The following is a 17,493-nucleotide window of genomic DNA, read 5'->3' as shown; positions in this document are numbered from 1 at the left end:
TGGAACGAAAGCGTATATTTGCCTCAAAGTTTCGGCACGTCGTCACAAACGTTCTGAACTTCCGTCACGATGAGGCTGGATGAACGTCAAGGCAAATCCACAACGCATATCCCACGGTATCGATATCTTCGGTGGACGAGATCTCGGTCGTATCGTCGAGGAAGCGTCGATCGGCATGATCGTGGTCGATCTGGACGGGCGTGGAATCTATGCCAACGCCGCATTCTGCAAACTGTTCGGCTATGACGCCGATGAATGCATCGGTCTGGGGCTGCACGATGTCATCCACCCGGACCAGGCGCTCGATCTGGACGCCGTGCTGGCGCGGCTGCGGTCCGGAGAGCTCGACAAGTACCAGGTCGAACGCAAATACATCCGCAAGGACGGCAGCACCCTGTGGGGCATGGGTTATGTCAGCGTGCTGCGCGATCACAAGACCGGTAAGCCGGACTGTCATGTCGTTCAGGTCATCGATGTCGGCGCCAAGAAGGACGCAGAAGCCGAACTGGCGACCAAGGAACAATATCTGAGCCTCGCCGTGGAAATCGGCGAGCTGAATGCGTGGGACTGGAATCCGATCACCAATCAGGTCTGGAACTATCCCAATCGCGAGACGATGCTGGGTTATTCCGTCGAAGAAATCGGCGAGGGCTTGCAGGACTGGATGGAACTCCTGCATCCCGATGACCGCGAGGAAGCGAACACTCTGGCCGCACGCATCCGGCGCGGGGACATCGAGGACTATCGGACCATCTTGCGCTGGCGCCACAAGAACGGAAGCTGGCGCTGGCTGCAGAGTCGCGGCAAGGTCGCCAGGCGCACCGCCGACGGTCTGCCGATGCACGTGGTCGGCATCACCACCGACATCACGCAGCTCAAGCGCGCGGAAATCCAGCTCTCCATCGCCAACCAGCGCCTGAAGCTGGCAACGGACGCGGGTCGGATCGGTGCTTTCGACGTGGAATTGCCCCAGGGTGACGATCCCGGCTACACGCTGGCGACGCCGAAAGTGTTCGAGATCTTCGGCCTGGAGCCATTGGCTTGCAAAGCGAACGAGGATATCGGCAACGATGCGCGCATCGATGAGGATTGGGCGCTGTTCCAGCATGCGGACAAGCGCTGGCTGGCCGGCGTGCATCCGGACGATTACGAACAGATGTACGCCAGCTGGCGGAAATCGATCACCACCGGTTGCTCGCGCAACACCGAGTACCGAATCGTCCAGCCGAACGGCGAAATCCGCCATGTGCACGAACTCGCCGACGTGTTCCTCGATCGCGAAGGCAATCCGTCGCGCTACATCGGCATCCTCATCGACATCACCGAGAAGCGGCGCACCGAAACCAGTCTGGTGGTCACTACCGAGCGTTTGAGACAGGCCACGGAAGCGGGAAGGATCGGCATCTTCGATGAGGAGCTGCCAAGCGCCTACGTGGTGGCCACGCCCAAGGTCTTCGACATCTTCGGGCTGGAGCCGTTGGCGGAAATCGAGGAGGATCGCGTCCGCCATCCCACCGGGATCGCGGAGGGCTGGGCGCTGTTTCAGCGCTCGCAGTCGGAGGGGCGGTGGTTGGGCAGCGTGCATCCGGACGACGTCGCAGCCGCCCTTGCCGCCTACCAGGACGCCATCGAGAAGAAGAATTCCAGCAGCATCGAGTACCGGATCATCCAGCCTGGCGGCGAGATCCGCCACGTGCACGAGATCGCCAACGTGCTGCGTGACGACGAAGGCAACCCGTCGCGCTACATCGGCGTGCTCATCGATACCACCGAGCAGAAGACCTCCGATGCCAAGCTCGCCGCCGCGAGCGAACGCCTGCAGCTCGCAGTGGCGGCCGGCGGCGTTGGCATCTTCGACTTCGACTTCGCGACGCGCTTCTGCACCTGGAGCGATCGCATGTACGAGCTGTACGGATGCGAGTCAGGCGGTTACGACGGCACGATGAAGAGCTGGGTTCGCTACATCCATCCGGACGACCATGACCGCGTCGTGCGGGAGATGGATCTGGCGGCGGAACAGACTTCCAATTTCAACGAGGATTATCGGATCGTCGACCAGAACAGCGGTGCGATCCGCCACGTCCGCACGCTCGCGCGCGTGATTCGTCATGCCGACGGCACGCCGATGCGCGCGGTCGGCGCGCAGTGGGACATCACCGATCAGAAGCAGACCGAAGCCAGCCTCGCGGCGACGACCGAGCGCCTGCAGCTTTCGGTCGAGGCTGGCGGCGTCGGTATCTACGAGGCCACGTTCGACAAGGATGCGCCGACCGGGCGCTGGCGCTGGAGCGACCGCATCTACGAGATCAGCGGGCTCGAACCGGGCACGTTCGATGGCACCGAGGACACCTGGACCGATCTGATCCATCCGGACGATCGCGCGCTGGCTAGGCGCACGGTGCAGGACATGCTGCACCGGACCTTCGTGTACCAGGCGGACTACCGCATGCTCAATGTGCGCACCGGCACCTATCGCCACGTGCGTTCTATGGGGCGTCTGTTCCGCGATGCCGATGGCACGCCGTTGCGCACGGTCGGCGTGTTGCTCGACATCACCGACCACAAGCACATGGAAGCGGAGCTGCACGAGGAAAAGGAGCGGTTGCGCATCACCCTGGAATCGATCGGCGATGCCGTGATCTCCACCGATCCGCAGGGCGTGGTCACCTTCATGAATCCCATCGCCGAGGCCATGACGGGCTGGGAGTACGCCGATGCGCTCGGACGCCCGGCATCCGAGGTCTTCATCACCATCGACGATGCCAATGGTCGCGCGCTGCCGGATCCGGTCAGCGAATGCCTGCGGTTAATGCGGCCGCGCTATCAGCAGGGCGATGCGGTGCTGCTGGCGCGCGACGGCAACTGCATCGACGTGCAGTCCTCCGCCGCGCCGGTGAAGACGGCCGGTGACGAGGTGATCGGCGCCGTCCTGGTCTTCAAGGACGCCAGCCAGGCGCGCGCGCTGCGGCGCACGCTCGAACATCATGCCAATCACGACAGCCTGACCGCGCTCCCGAATCGGCGCGCGTTCGAGCAGGAACTGCGCGAGGCGATCGCCGAAGCGGAGGAGCAGGCACGCCGGCACGTGGTGTGCTTCCTCGACCTCGATCGCTTCAAGATCGTCAACGACAGCGCCGGTCATACCGCCGGCGATGCGCTGCTGCGGGAAATCAGCGATCTGTTGCGCTACCGCACGCGCAGCCATGATCTGGTGGCGCGTTTGGGCGGTGACGAATTCGCGATCCTGCTGCGCGATTGCAGTGTCGCCGAAGGCGAGGCCATCGCACGGCAGTTGGTGGAAGCCATCTCCGCGTTGCGCTTCCGCTGGGACGGCCGCCGCTACGAGATCGGCGCCAGCGTCGGATTGACGGCCGTGCGCGGCGACATCCTCGCACCGGACGATCTCGTCAGCCAGTCCGACGCCGCCTGCTATGTCGCCAAGTCGAAGGGAAGCAGCCACGTCGTCGTCTACGAAGAAGAGCCGCACGGTCAGGCGCAACGCTATCGCCGCGACATCAAGGTGGCGGCGAACATCCGCGACGCCATCGATACCGGCCGCTTCTGCCTGTACGCGCAGGAGATCCGCAGCCTGCAACCCGATCGTCCGATTGCGCGGTCCTACGAAATCCTGCTGCGGATGCGCGACGACAAGGGCCGCATCGTCTCGCCATCGGATTTCATTCCCGCCGCGGAACGTTTCGCCTTGATGGACCGGCTGGACCGCTGGGTCATCCGCAACACGCTGCATGGAGAGGGCTCGCGCCTGCGCGCGGCCGACGACGTCACCCTCGCCATCAATCTCTCGGCGAATTCGCTGGACGACCCGACACTGTGGGCGTTCCTGAAGGCCGAGCTGGAAGCCTCGCAACTGCCACCGCAGCGCCTGCATCTGGAAATCACCGAAACCGCGCTGATCGAGAACGTCTCCTCGGCGGTGGCGTTCATCGAGCAGGCGCGCGCGGCCGGTTGCGGCATCACTCTCGACGATTTCGGCACGGGCCTGAGTTCCTTCGCCTATCTGCGCCAATTCCCCGTGGATACGATCAAGATCGACGGCAGCTTCATTCGTCAGCTCGCCAGCAATCCGGTGGATCGCGCCATCACCGAATCGATCAACACCGTCGCCCGCCGCCTCGGCGCGCGCACCATCGCCGAGCAGGTCGAGGACGAGGTGACGTTGGAGCTCGTCCGCGAGATCGGCATCGATCAGGCGCAGGGCTATGCCATCGGGCGGCCGCTGCCGCTGCTCGCGGTGGTGTGAGGCGGCGCGCCGGCGCTGAAGCCGGCTCCGATGGCAGAGAGCGCTGTTGTGGAAAATTCCGGCACTGAAAAGTGCCGCATCCGGTCACGGCCGGCATTGGCGGCCGCCCGCGCAACACTCTTCGTTCACAGCGGCCCTGATTAGGATCGGGCGCCAAGGGAAGTCCTTGCGTTGAACGGGACGTGGCCTGATCGACTGGCGGCCGCGCGGCCGGGAACGCTCGCAATCGATGGATCGGTCAATCCGTTGCACGCAGCATCGTGTCGCTGCATGCATCCACCATCTTCAATGCTTGGAGTGTCGTCCGATGAACAGCAGATCCGGCATCAAGGGTTTTGGAAACGACAAATGGCGGCCGCTTGCCGCAAGCGGCTTGCTCACCCTGGTCGCGGCCATGCAGGCTGTCGGTAGCGCGAATGCGCAGACAGCGGAAACGATCGCGCCGCTCGAAGTGACCTCGATGCACCGGTTGAACGACAGCTTCGGCTGGGCCGCCGGGGCGAAGCATCTGTTGCGTACCGACGATGCGGGTCAACGTTGGACCGAGATCACGCCTTCCGGTCTGGGAGAGCGCAGCATCGGCAATGTTTTCTTCCTGGATACGCGGCAGGGCTGGATCAGCACAGTGTCGGCGACAGGCACCGAACTGAGCGTCGCCGGCACTGAAGATGGCGGCGCCACCTGGACACAGCACGCCGTGACCACGCTGGATGAGAGCGGCGGCATGCCGGTGGCGATCGATTTCGCCGACAGCCGCCATGGCTGGGTGATGCTGCGCCTGCCGTCGAGCCCCAATTTCAGCCGTGGCCTGCTGTTCGCGACGCACGACGGTGGCTTGACGTGGCAACGTCTGCCCGCGCCGCCGATCGCGGACGAGATCGAGTTCATCTCGCCCAAGGTCGGTTGGCTGGCCGGCGGTCCCGCTGGCGACCGCCTGTACGTGACTCGCGATGGCGGGCAGACCTGGCAGCGACAGAACATCGGACCGCGCGGAACCGTGGGGCAGGCCGCCGCTGCGGCCTACCGCCTGCCGGTGTTCGGCAATGGGCGTGATGGCGTCCTGCCCGTCGTGATCGACAACGGTAAGACATCGGCGCTGGCCCTGTACCGATCCCGCGACGGTGGCGCCAGCTGGAGCCAGCCTGCGCTGCTGACACTGGCTGGCGATGCCGGGCACGACGGTGTGGTCACCGCCGTGGTCGACGCCGAAACGGCCCTGGTGGCCTCCAACGGCCATGCGGCGCCGACTGCCCTGGCCAAGGGCGTGCAGCGCGCCAGCGCGCTCGCGAGCCGGCTCTCGGCCCCGCAGGCGATCACCGGCATGGAGTTCCGCGACGCCGACCGCGGTTGGCTGCTGGTCGCCAGCGGCCAATGCGAGCAGGGCAAGACGCTGTGTCGTCAGGAAAACCGTCTCTACGCCACAACCGACGGCGGTCGCAGCCTGAGCGACATCACGCCGAAGGTCGCGGTACGGGCGGGTGGCCCGGGCATGGGCGCCAGCCTGGTCGTCAATTCGACCGGCAAGGGGTTCGACAAATGCGCGATCGGATCCGTCAGCCAGATGCAGGCCTGGTGGACCAACACGCCCTGGAGTTGGGCCAACGTCTACATCGGCGGTACCAACCGCGGCTGCGGGCAGTCGGGGCTGGGTTCCAGCTGGGTGAATTCGGTCTTCAACCAGGGCTGGCGCCTGCTGCCGACCTGGGTGGGACTGCAGGCGCCGGGCAGTTCCTGCACCGGCTGCAGCAAGATGAGCACCGACAGCGCCACCGCGCGCCAGCAGGGCATCAACGAGGCCAACGCCGCCGCCGATACCGCCGCCAACCTCGGTTTCCCGGCGCCGACGATCATCTATTTCGACATGGAGCGCTACGACCCCACCAGCCATCCGGCCGTGAAGGCCTTCATCAACGGCTGGGTGGAACGCCTAAAGCAGCGCGGCCATAGCGCCGGGGTCTACGGCGCCGGGATCAACGCCGCCAACGACTGGGCGCCGATCGCCAACCCGCCGCGCGCGGTCTGGATCGCGCAGTGGAACGGCAACGAGAGCGTCTGGGGCCTGTCCGGCCTGCCGGACAGCTACTGGACCGACCACCAGCGCATCCACCAGTTCCAGGGCCCGCACAACGAAACCTGGGGCGGGGTGACCTTCAACATCGACAGCAACCGCGCCGACGGGCCGGTCGCCGACAACTGAGCAAGAAGTCCCGCGAGGGCCGCGATCCGCCTTCTTCCCAGGCCATGCGGAAGAAGGCGGCGTCGCGTTCCGGCACGGCGCCGGACATGCCGCCGAAATGAACGTCTCCGCCGGCGAAGCTTGACGCTGATCGCGCAATACGCCGAGCCCGCTATACTCACCGGTCGATGTGGCCTTCGGGCCACACTGTCGCCATTCGGATCAACGAGTTAGCGGCAATCCCAAAACCCGTTTCTTATTGTGTGGCGCGCTCGGAAACGGCGCCGCCGAGGCATCCCGTTCGTCGCATGCGTCTGTCCACGATCAAGCTGTCCGGTTTCAAGTCCTTCGTCGACCCCACCACGTTGCACCTGCCCGCCAATATGACCGGCGTGGTCGGGCCGAACGGCTGCGGCAAGTCGAACATCATCGACGCCGTGCGCTGGGTGATGGGCGAAAGCTCCGCCAGCCGCTTGCGTGGTGATTCGCTCACCGACGTGATCTTCTCCGGCAGCACGGCGCGCAAGCCGGTGTCGCAGGCCACGGTCGAGCTGATCTTCGACAACTCCGACCACACGATCACAGGCGAATACGCCGCGTTCAACGAGATCTCGGTCAAGCGCCAGGTCAGCCGCGACGGGCAGAGCAACTACTACCTCAACGGCGCCAAGTGCCGCCGCCGCGACATCACCGACCTGTTCCTCGGCACGGGCCTCGGCCCGCGCAGCTACTCGATCATCGAGCAGGGCATGATCAGCCAGATCATCGAGGCCCGGCCCGAGGACCTGCGCGTTTATCTCGAAGAGGCAGCCGGCATCTCCAAGTACAAGGAGCGCCGCAAGGAAACCGAGACCCGCATCCGCCACACGCGCGAGAACCTCGACCGCCTGACCGACTTGCGTGATGAAGTCGGTAAGCAGCTCGAACACCTCAAGCGCCAGGCGCGCCAGGCCGAGCAGTACACCGCGATCCAGGCCGAGCGGAAGATCAAGGACGCCGAGTGGAAGGCGCTGGAATACCGCGGCCTCGACGCACAGCTGCAGGGCCTGCGCGAAGGCCTGTCGCAGGAAGAAACCCGACTGCAGCAGCTGATCGCCGAGCAGCGCGAAGCCGAGCGCGAGATCGAAACCGGCCGCGTGCGTCGCGAGGAAGCCATGGAAGCGCTGAACAAGGCGCAGGCGGAAAGCTACGAAGTCGGCGGCACGCTGGCCCGCGTCGAACAGCAGATCGCGCACCAGCGCGAGTTGAGCGATCGCCTGCAGCGCGCCCGCGACGAAGCCGAGGCCGCATTGGCCGAACTCGGCGAACACATCCAGGGCGACGATGCGCGTTTGCAGAGCCTGCGCGCCGCGATCGCCGAAGCCGAGCCGCAGCTGGCCGAATTGCAGGCCGACGACGGCGTCCGCCAGGACGCGCTGCGCGACGCCGAAGCCGCGCTCGCCGACTGGCAGCAGCGCTGGGACGCCCACGCGCGCGAGGTCTCGGAAGCCACGCGCGCCGGCGATGTCGAGCGTACCCGTGTCGGCTATCTCGATCGCCAGACCTTCGACGCCGACCGCCGTCGCGAACAACTGGCCGCCGAACGCGCCGCCTTCGATCTGGACACGCTGGCGCAGGCCTTCGCCACGATCCAGTCGCAGCACGACGAACAGAAAGAATCGCTCGAAACGCTCACCGAAGAGCTCGAAACGCGCAAGCACGCAGTCCTCGAGCTGCAGGACCAGCAGCGCACCGCGCAAACCGAACTGGCCGACGTGCGCCGGCAGACGCAGGAAAAGCGCGGCCGCCTGTCCTCGCTGGAAACCCTGCAGCACGCGGCCTTGGGCCAGGAGCAAGGCGCCGCGGTCGAATGGCTGAAGCGGCGCGGGCTCGACAGCGCCGCGCGTGTCGGTGAGAAGCTGCAGGTCGAGCAGGGCTGGGAAAACGCCGTCGAAGGCGCGCTCGGTCAGCTGATCGAGGGCGTGCTGGTCGAAAGCCCAGAAGCGCTGGTGGAAGCGCTGAGTGATCTGGGCGAGGGCCGTCTGACCCTCGTGTCCCCGGAAACCGGAGCCGCTGATTTCGCACCGACCTCGCTCGCGGCGAAGGTGCAGGGGCCGCTGGCGATCCGCCGCCTGTTGTCGAAGCTGCACGTCGCCGAAGATTTGACGGAAGCCCGCAGCCTGCAGGCACGTCTTGGCGATGGCGAATCCGTAATCACCCGTCACGGCGAGCGCCTCGGCGCGGGCTGGGTGCGCGTGCTGCGCTCCGGTGCCGCCAAGCAGGGCGCACTGCTGCGCGAGCGCGAGATCCAGACGTTGCGCGGTGAAATCGACGCACTCACCAAGCGTGAGCACGAACTCGAGCGCGGCATCAGCGCCTGGCGCGATCGCCTGCTCGCCGCCGAACAGCAGCGCGAGGATGCGCAGCGCGCGTTGTACCTGGCCCACCGCGGCGTTTCCGAACTCGCCGGCCAGTTGCAGAGCCAGCAGGGCCGCCTGGATTCCGCGCGTGGCCGCATCGAGAAGATCGATGCCGAAAGCACGCAACTCATCGAAACCCTGGACGCGAGCCGCGACCAGCTGCGCGAGGCGCGCTCCAAGCTCGAGGACGCGGTCGCGCGCATGGGCGAGCTGGAAAGCACGCGCCAGGCGCTCGAAAACGAGCGCAGGACCTTGAGCGAAACCCGCGACGCCGCCCGCCTCAGGGCACGCGAATCGCGCGACACCGCGCATGCGCTGGCCCTGACGCTGGAATCGCAGCGCACCCAGGTGGTGGCGTTGGTGCAGGCGCTGGATCGCATGGGCGGGCAGCGCGGACAACTGGATACCCGTCTCAGCGAACTCGCCGCGCAACTGTCGGAAGGCGACAGCCCGGTCACGGCGCTGGAACAGCAGCGCCAGGCCGCGCTGGAACAACGCGTGATCGCCGAGAAGAGCCTGGGCGCGGCGCGCGCAGCACTGGAAGGCATCGACAACGAATTGCGCGAGTTCGAGCAGATCCGCCATCAGCGCGACGAGCAATCGCTGACGCAGCGCGAAGCGATCTCGCAGCGCAAGCTCGATCAGCAGGCATTGGCGATCAAGGCCGAGCAGCTGTCGGCGGCGGTCGTCGAGGCCGGCTTCGTCCTGGAAGATGTGATCGCCGGACTGGCCGCCGATGCCGATGTGGCCGTCTGGGAAAAGACCGTCACCGATTTCGACGCCAAGCTGCGCCGCCTGGAGCCGGTGAACCTCGCCGCGATCCAGGAGCACGCCGAGGCCGCGCAGCGCAAGGAATATCTCGACGCCCAGGACGCGGATCTCACCACTGCGCTGGAAACGCTCGAGGATGCGATCCGCAAGATCGACCGCGAAACCCGCGGCCGCTTCAAGGACACCTTCGATCGCGTCAATTCCGGTGTGCAGGAACTGTATCCGCGCCTGTTCGGTGGTGGTCACGCCTATCTCGAACTCACCGGCGAGGATCTGCTCGACACCGGCGTTGCGATCATGGCGCGTCCGCCCGGCAAGCGCGTGTCCAACATCTCGCTGCTCTCCGGCGGCGAGAAGGCGATGACCGCGGTGGCGCTGGTGTTCGCGATCTTCCGCCTCAATCCCGCGCCGTTCTGTCTGCTGGACGAGGTGGACGCGCCGCTCGACGAGGCCAACGTGGGCCGCTTCACCGCGATGGTCAGCGAGATGAGCGAACACGTGCAGTTCCTGTTCGTCACCCACAACAAGGCGACCATGGAAGCCGCGCACCAGCTCAGCGGCGTGACCATGCGCGAACCGGGCGTGAGCCGCCTGGTTTCCGTCGATTTGGCCGAGGCCGCGCGTCTCGCGGGAGCGGCATGATGACGAAAGTGGAAAACGGCATCGGCGCGATGCGGTATCGTTCGCGCATGGCTTCCAATTTCCAGCTTCCGGGGCTGTAAGGAGATAAGCGATGTCCGATGCTTGGCTGCTGCGTCTCGGAATCCTCGTCGTCGGCGTGGTCCTGATCGCCGCGATCTACTTCTTCGGCCGCCCGCGCAGACAAGGGCAGGGCCGTCGCCTCAAACCCGAGGAGCGCGACAGCGCGGCGCGGATGGAGCCCACGCTCGGCGCGCAGTTGGAGAACGAACTGGCGCAGGCGCCCGCCGATTACAACAGCGAGTCGGTCGTGCAATCGGAGATGGAGCTGCTCGACCGCAGCGTCGGCGGCACGATCCGGGCTGCGGCTGCCAGCGAACTCGGCAAGCGTGACAACGAGGATTTCGACAAGATCGTCACCCTCTACATCGCCGCGCGCGCCGGTCACGTATTACGCGGGCCGGATATCGTCGTCGCCGCCGAGAAGGCCGGGCTGACCTACGGCCACATGAACGTCTTCCATCGTCTCATCGACGGCCATCCCGAACGCGGCCCGATCTTCAGCGTCGCCAACATCAAGAAGCCGGGCAGTTTCGAGATGAGCGAGATCCAGTCGCTGGAAACGCCGGCCATCGCCTTCTTCCTGACTCTGCCGGCGCCGATCCCGGCGCTCGACGCCTGGGAGAAGATGGAGCCGACCGCGCAACGCATGGCGGAGCTACTGGAAGGCGTGCTGCTCGACGAGCAACGCAACGCCCTCGGTCGCCAGCGCATCGCGCACCTGCGCGAGGAACTGCGCACCTACGACCGCCAGCACGAGGCGCCGCCGCTCACGCGCAGCCCGCGCTGGTAATGCGCGAGGCGTATCGGTCGGCATGATGCCGGCCGCGTCGACGCTCTGCGAAATCGTGCTCTCCGAAACCGCCGCAAGAAATCATTCCTGCAGGATCGTTATCTGATCCTGCAAGGCGTGCCGGAACGCGTTCATGACCGGTCTCGATCGTCGTCATGCGCGCGCATAATCGCCACGCAGCAGGGCTCGTGGCGTTTGTCGCGCACTCAAGCGCTTCCCCCGGTTGGCTCGCCGCCCGACCACTCCCTCGATTCCTGTGAAGTCGCCGCCGCTGCGCCAGTGTGGCGGCCTGCATCGTTCCCTAGATTTCAGGAGTGTCGTCATGTCGTACAACCTTGAAGGCCGCATCGCGCTGGTCACAGGTGCATCCTCCGGGATCGGCGAAGCCACCGCGCTGGCGCTGGCCGAGGCGGGCGCGAAGGTCGCGATCGCCGCGCGCCGACGCGATCGTCTCGAAGCGCTCGCCGCGAAACTGGCCCAGCTCGGCGCCGGCCCGCTGATCCTGGACGCGGACCTGCTCGACGAACACGAGGCGCAGCGCATCGTCGCGGAGACCGAAGCCCGCTACGGACGGCTGGACATCCTGATCAACAATGCCGGCGTGATGTACCTCGAACCGGTCGCGGAAGCTGACCTCGGCCGCTGGCGCCGCATGCTGGAGTTGAACGTCCTGAGCCTGATCGCGTCCACCCAGGCGTCGTTGGCGGGCATGCGCGCGCGTCGCGACGGCCATATCGTCAACATCGCGTCCACCGCCGGCCGGATCGCCAATCCAAGGGCGGCGGCGTATGCAGCGACCAAGTTCGGCGTCGTCGGGTTCTCCGAAGGGCTGCGCCGCGAGGTCTACAGCGACAACATCCGCGTCAGCGTGATCGAGCCGGGAATGGTGGCTACGGAGCTGCGCGACCACATCGGTCACGCCGAAACCCGGGGCGCGCTCAACGCCTTGGCGGAGGGCATGCGCCAGCTGCAGCCGGTCGATATCGCCGAAACGATCGTGTTCTGCGTCAGCCGCCCCGCGCACGTCAACATCAACGAGATTCTGATGCGGCCAACCGACCAGGAGCGCTAACAGCGGCAGGCCGCAAGGTTCGCGGGCGGATTAGAATCCGCCTATGAGCAAAACAGCCGCGCCCGCCGCCCGTATCGCCGAACTGCGCCGTCGGATCGACGACGCCAACCACCGCTACCACGTCCTCGACGATCCCAGCATTCCGGACGTCGAATACGACCGCCTGATGCGCGAGCTGGAAGCGCTGGAAGCGGCGCACCCGGAACTGGTCGATTTCGACTCACCCACGCAGCGCGTCGGCAACGCGCCTTCGGCGAAATTCGCCGAGGTGACGCATGCCGTGCCAATGCTGTCGCTGGCCAATGCCTTCACCGATGAAGAGGTGAACGAATTCGTTACCCGCATCGGCAAGGAAACCGGTGACGACAGCCCGGTGTTCTCCGTGGAGCCCAAGCTCGATGGCCTGGCGATTAGCTTGCGCTACGAGAACGGCGTTTTCGTGCGCGGCGCCACGCGCGGCGACGGCACCACGGGCGAGGATGTCACCGCCAACCTGCGCACGGTGAAAGTCATTCCGTTGCGTCTGCGCGGCAAGGCGTTGCCCGAGGTGCTGGAAGTGCGAGGCGAGGTCTACATGCCGCGCGCCGAGTTCGAGCATTACAACATCTGGGCGCTCGAACATGGCGAGAAAACGCTGGCCAATCCGCGCAACGGCGCCGCCGGTTCGCTGCGCCAGCTCGATCCGCGCGTCACCGCCAAGCGGCCGCTGCGCTTCTACGCCTACGCACTCGGCGAGGTGACTGGCGCGAAGCTGCCGGCGACGCATTCGCAGACGCTGGCCTGGCTGCGCGAACTCGGCCTGCCGGTCTGTCCGCAGGTCGAAGTGGCCAAGGGCGTGGAAGGCGTGCTCGATTACTACGCCCGCATCGGTGCGCAGCGCGATACGCTGCCTTACGACATCGACGGCGTCGTTTACAAACTCGACCGTTACGACCAGCAACGCGCGATGGGCTTCGTCTCGCGCGCGCCGCGCTGGGCGTTGGCGCACAAGTTTCCGGCGCAGGAGGAGATGACCACGGTCGAGTCGATCGAGGTCAACGTCGGACGCACCGGCGCGGTCACGCCCTGGGTCTTGATGACGCCCGTGCATGTCGGCGGCGTCACCGTGACCCGTGCGACGCTGCACAACGCCGACCAGATCGCGCGCCTGGATGTGCGCGTCGGCGATGCGGTGATCGTGCGCCGCGCCGGTGACGTGATCCCGGAAGTGGTGCGCGTGATCGAGGAACGCCGCCCGCTGGACAAGCGCGGCAAGCCGTTGCATCCGCCGTACCAGTTGCCGACCACCTGTCCGGTCTGCGGATCGGCGGTGGAGCGCGAGGAAGGCGAGGTGGTGGCGCGCTGCACCGGTGGCCTGTTCTGTCCGGCGCAGCGCATCCAGGCGCTGTTCCATTTCGCCTCGCGCCGTGCCATGGACATCGAAGGCATGGGCGAGCGCTTCATCACCGCGCTGGTCGAATTCGATTACGTGCACACGGTCGCCGACCTGTACAAGCTGACGGTGGGCGATCTGCTCGAAATGAAGCGCCGCGCCGACGAGCGCGACGGCACCACGCCCGAGACGGTCAAGGCTGGCAAGGTCGCCAGCAAGTGGGCCGAAAACCTGATCGCTGCGATCGACGCCAGCCGCAACACCACGCTCGAGCGCTTGCTGTTCGCACTCGGCATCCGCGATGTCGGCGAAAGCACGGCGAAAACGCTGGCGCGGCATTTCGGCGCGCTCGATCCGCTGATCGCCGCGAGCGAAGAGGAATTGGTCGCCGTGCCGGATGTCGGCCCGATCGTCGCCGCGCGCATTGCGCATTTCTTCGCCGAGCAGCACAACCGCGACGTCATCGCCGCGCTGCGTGCCAATGGCGTGCATTGGCAAGAGGGCGCACCGCGTCGTGCGAGTGAAGGGCCGCTGGCGGGCATGACCGTCGTGCTGACGGGCGGTCTGGCTTCGATGAGCCGCGATGAGGCCGGAGCGAAACTGGAAGCGCTGGGCGCGAAGGTCTCGGGCAGCGTGTCGAAGAAGACCGGGATCGTGGTCGCTGGTGAGGCCGCGGGATCGAAACTCGCCAAGGCGCAAGAGCTGGGGCTGGACATCTGGGACGAGGACAAACTGCTCGCATTCCTGGCGGAGCACGGCGCTTGAGTCGAGCGATGAAGCCTGGTCGTTTACCCGTGGCCCGCAAGTCATCGCGCCCATGAGCGATGCCGCATTCCCGCAAGCTTGGCAACCGACGGCAACGTCGGACGCCTTGCGCCTGCGCGCGCGCCTGAACGCCGAAATCCGGTCGTTCTTCGCCGAGCGCGACGTGCTGGAAGTGGAAACTCCGATCCTGTCGCGCGCCGGCAACACCGACCCGAACATCGCTTCGTTCTCGCTGCAGTTTTCCGGTCGCACCGACGGCGCGCCACGCGCGCGCTGGTTGCGCACGTCGCCGGAATTTCCCATGAAGCGGCTGCTCGCCGCTGGCATCGGCGATTGCTACGAACTCGGCCGGGTTTTCCGTGATGGCGAGGCGGGCACCCGCCACAACCCGGAATTCACCATGCTGGAGTGGTACCGGCTTGGCTGGGACCACTTGCGTCTGATCGACGAAACCGTCGCGCTGGCGCAGCGCGCCCTGGCGCTGGTGGGCAGGACAGCTTTGGTCGAGAAAATTTCTTATCGCGATCTCTACCGCGACGCACTCGGCGTCGACCCGCTGCGCGATGACGATGGTGCGTTGCGCAAAGCCCTGGGTGAAATCGAGATTGATCCGCGTGGCCTGGTCCGCGACGACTGGCTCGACCTGCTGATGACGCATCGTCTGCAGCCAACCTTCGCGCCCGATCGCCTGCTGGCCATTCACGACTATCCGGCAACACAAAGCGCCCTGGCGCGGATACGCAACGATGACCCGCCGGTGGCCGAACGCTTCGAGCTGTACCTGGGCCCGCTCGAACTGGCCAATGGCTATCACGAACTGCTTGACGCCGACGAGCAGCGGCGACGCTTCGAGCGCGATCATCTGCTGCGCGCGGAGCGGGGCGGTCCGCTCCCGCCATTGGACGAAGCCTTGCTGTCGGCACTGCAGGCAGGCATGCCATCCTGCGCCGGCGTCGCCCTGGGCATCGACCGCCTGCTGATGGCGCTGCTGGGTACCGACCGCATCGCCGATGTGATCGCCTTCGACTTCGCGGCATCGTGAAAACGCTTACGATCTGAACGACCGCTTCACGTCACGGCCGGGTCATGGAAAATTGAGGACGTATTCATGCTGGGCGCGCGAGAGTGTCCGGCATCAACTGGACGAGGGTGGGGACATGCGCAAGCTATTCGGAATTCTGGTGATCGGGAGCGTCGCCTGGCTGGCCTCGGCCACGGCTTCGGCGCAATCGGGGTATCGCGATGATGCTCGATGGGGCGACAGCGGCCGCACGGTGCGCTGCGAGTCCTATGGCAAGCAGCCGCAGGAATGTCCCATCAACACGCGTGGTGGGGTGCGGCTGGTCCGCAAGCTGTCCGATCGCGATTGCGTGCAAGGTCGCGATTGGGGCACCCGCCGCAATTACGTCTGGGTGTCGAACGGCTGTCGCGCCGAATTCGCCGTCGGTCGCGGTGGCGGCGGCGATTGGGGCAACGGCAATGGCCGCACGGTGCGCTGCGAGTCCTACGGCAAGCAGCCAAAGGAATGTCCCATCAACACGCGCGGCGGCGTGCAGCTGGTGCGCAAGCTGTCCGAGCGCGATTGCGTGCAGGGACGTGACTGGGGCTATCGTCGCGATTACGTCTGGGTGTCGAACGGCTGCCGCGCGGAATTCGCGACCGGTGGTGGCAATTGGGGCGGCGGTGATCCGGGCTGGGGCGGTGGTGGTGGCACCCGCACGGTGCGTTGCCAGTCCTATGACAAGCACCCGCAGGAATGTGCCGCGGACACGCGCAATGGCGTGCGGCTGATCCGCAAGCTGTCCGATCGCGATTGCATCGAGGGCCGCGATTGGGGCTATCGCCGCGACTACGTGTGGGTGTCCAACGGCTGCCGCGCCGAGTTCGAGACCGGCGGCGGCTGGTGGCGCTGACGACGTAGCGATCGGAACACGAAACGCAACGGAAGGTGCAGGCATCCCGGCTACAATTACGGGATGCCTGACACCTTCGATTTCGACCGCTACGACCGCATCCGTCCGATCCGCTGGACCGGCGATGCGCTAGAGCTTCTCGACCAGCGCAAACTGCCGTTCGCGGTGGAGTACCTGCGCTGCGCGGACAGCGACGCCGTCGCCACGGCGATCCGCGATCTCGCCGTGCGTGGCGCGCCGGCCATCGGCATCGCCGCCGCCTGGGGCGTGGTACTGGCCGCGCGAACAGTGAAAGCCGCCGATACGGGCGATGGCGTCCTGTCGGTCATCGAACCCGCGCTGCAGCGGCTCAACGCCGCGCGACCCACCGCGGTCAATCTGGCCTGGGCGCTCGCACGCATGCGTCGTGCGCTGGCGGCGGCCGGCTCCGACTGGCGCGAGGCGATCGAGCGCGAAGCGCAGACGATCACCGACGAAGATCTGGCGGCCAACCGCCGCATGGGCGAACTCGGCGCCGCGCTCATCCAGCCCGGCAGCGGTGTGCTGACGCACTGCAACACGGGTTCGCTGGCGACGGCGGGCTTCGGCACCGCGCTCGGCGTGATCCGCGCGGGCGTGGCCCAGGGCCGGATCGACAAGGTCTTCGCCGACGAAACCCGCCCCTGGATGCAAGGTTCGCGCCTGACGGTGTGGGAACTGCAGCAGGACGGCATCGACGCCACCCTGATCGCCGACGCCGCCGCTTCGCACCTGATGAAGCGCGGCGATGTCGATTGGGTCGTGGTCGGCGCCGATCGCATCTGCGCCAACGGCGACGTCGCCAACAAGATCGGCACCTATCAGCTCGCCATCGCCGCGCGTTATCACGGCCGCAAGTTCATGGTGGCGGCGCCTTCCTCGACCGTCGACATGGCGACGGCGTCGGGCAATCTGATCGAGATCGAGGAGCGTGACCCGGGCGAACTGCTCGGCGTTTCCGGCACGCGCACGGTGGCCGAGGGCATTCACGCCTGGAATCCGGTTTTCGACGTCACGCCGGCCGCGCTGATCGATGCGATCGTCACCGAGAAGGGTGTCGTGGAGCATCCGGATGCCGCTTCGATGAAGGCGCTGTTCGGGGCCTGAACGGGACCTCTTTCGTGGCTGCTTTCACGGCCCTCGAAAATGCCTGCAAGTGCTTGTTTCCGGTGGGGAATCAGGCGGCTTTCCAAGGCCGTTTCATGGTAGAATTTCAGGCTTGCGCGGATTCCTGCGCAAGCGCCGCCGGCGATG

General features: G+C 66.2%; 9 protein-coding genes. All 9 read left to right on the top strand.

From position 1 onward, the window contains the following. Positions 1–79: 79 nt before the first annotated feature. The 9 genes from LG367_RS06610 (at position 80) to mtnA (ending at position 17,346) form a co-directional block, all read left to right on the top strand. The gene (locus LG367_RS06610) at positions 80–4,261 is read left to right on the top strand and encodes a PAS domain-containing protein (RefSeq protein ID WP_226468428.1); all 4,182 of its coding nucleotides are present in this window, start codon (positions 80–82) and stop codon (positions 4,259–4,261) included. Between the two features lie 307 nt (positions 4,262–4,568). Further along, a complete protein-coding gene (locus tag LG367_RS06605; protein ID WP_226468427.1) occupies positions 4,569–6,458 on the top strand; it encodes a glycoside hydrolase domain-containing protein in 1,890 nt (629 codons plus the stop codon). A gap of 287 nt (positions 6,459–6,745) precedes the next feature. Then, positions 6,746–10,249, top strand: coding sequence for a chromosome segregation protein SMC (smc, locus tag LG367_RS06600; protein WP_226468426.1), 3,504 nt, complete (start codon positions 6,746–6,748; stop codon positions 10,247–10,249). Between the two features lie 91 nt (positions 10,250–10,340). Then, positions 10,341–11,099, top strand: coding sequence for a cell division protein ZipA (gene zipA / locus LG367_RS06595; RefSeq protein ID WP_226468425.1), 759 nt, complete (start codon positions 10,341–10,343; stop codon positions 11,097–11,099). A 322-nt stretch (positions 11,100–11,421) separates the two neighbouring features. Beyond that, positions 11,422–12,171 carry an SDR family NAD(P)-dependent oxidoreductase gene (locus LG367_RS06590; protein ID WP_226468424.1) on the top strand — a complete coding sequence of 250 codons (750 nt, stop codon included), beginning with the start codon at positions 11,422–11,424 and terminating at the stop codon, positions 12,169–12,171. Positions 12,172–12,214: 43 nt separating this feature from the next. Further along, a complete protein-coding gene (ligA, locus tag LG367_RS06585) occupies positions 12,215–14,308 on the top strand; it encodes an NAD-dependent DNA ligase LigA (protein ID WP_226468423.1) in 2,094 nt (697 codons plus the stop codon). 52 nt (positions 14,309–14,360) lie between these two features. Further along, positions 14,361–15,350: an EF-P lysine aminoacylase EpmA gene (gene epmA / locus LG367_RS06580; RefSeq protein ID WP_226468422.1), complete on the top strand. Its 990-nt coding sequence runs from the start codon at positions 14,361–14,363 to the stop codon at positions 15,348–15,350. A 115-nt stretch (positions 15,351–15,465) separates the two neighbouring features. Beyond that, positions 15,466–16,221: a DUF3011 domain-containing protein gene (locus LG367_RS06575; protein WP_226468421.1), complete on the top strand. Its 756-nt coding sequence runs from the start codon at positions 15,466–15,468 to the stop codon at positions 16,219–16,221. Positions 16,222–16,284: 63 nt separating this feature from the next. Beyond that, positions 16,285–17,346: an S-methyl-5-thioribose-1-phosphate isomerase gene (gene mtnA, locus LG367_RS06570; RefSeq protein WP_226468420.1), complete on the top strand. Its 1,062-nt coding sequence runs from the start codon at positions 16,285–16,287 to the stop codon at positions 17,344–17,346. The last annotated feature ends 147 nt before the right edge of the window (positions 17,347–17,493 follow it).

The organism is Luteimonas panaciterrae (genome assembly GCF_020511115.1).
GTDB classification, from domain to species: Bacteria; Pseudomonadota; Gammaproteobacteria; order Xanthomonadales; family Xanthomonadaceae; genus Luteimonas; species Luteimonas panaciterrae.
This window is presented reverse-complemented; position numbering and strand designations above follow the sequence as displayed.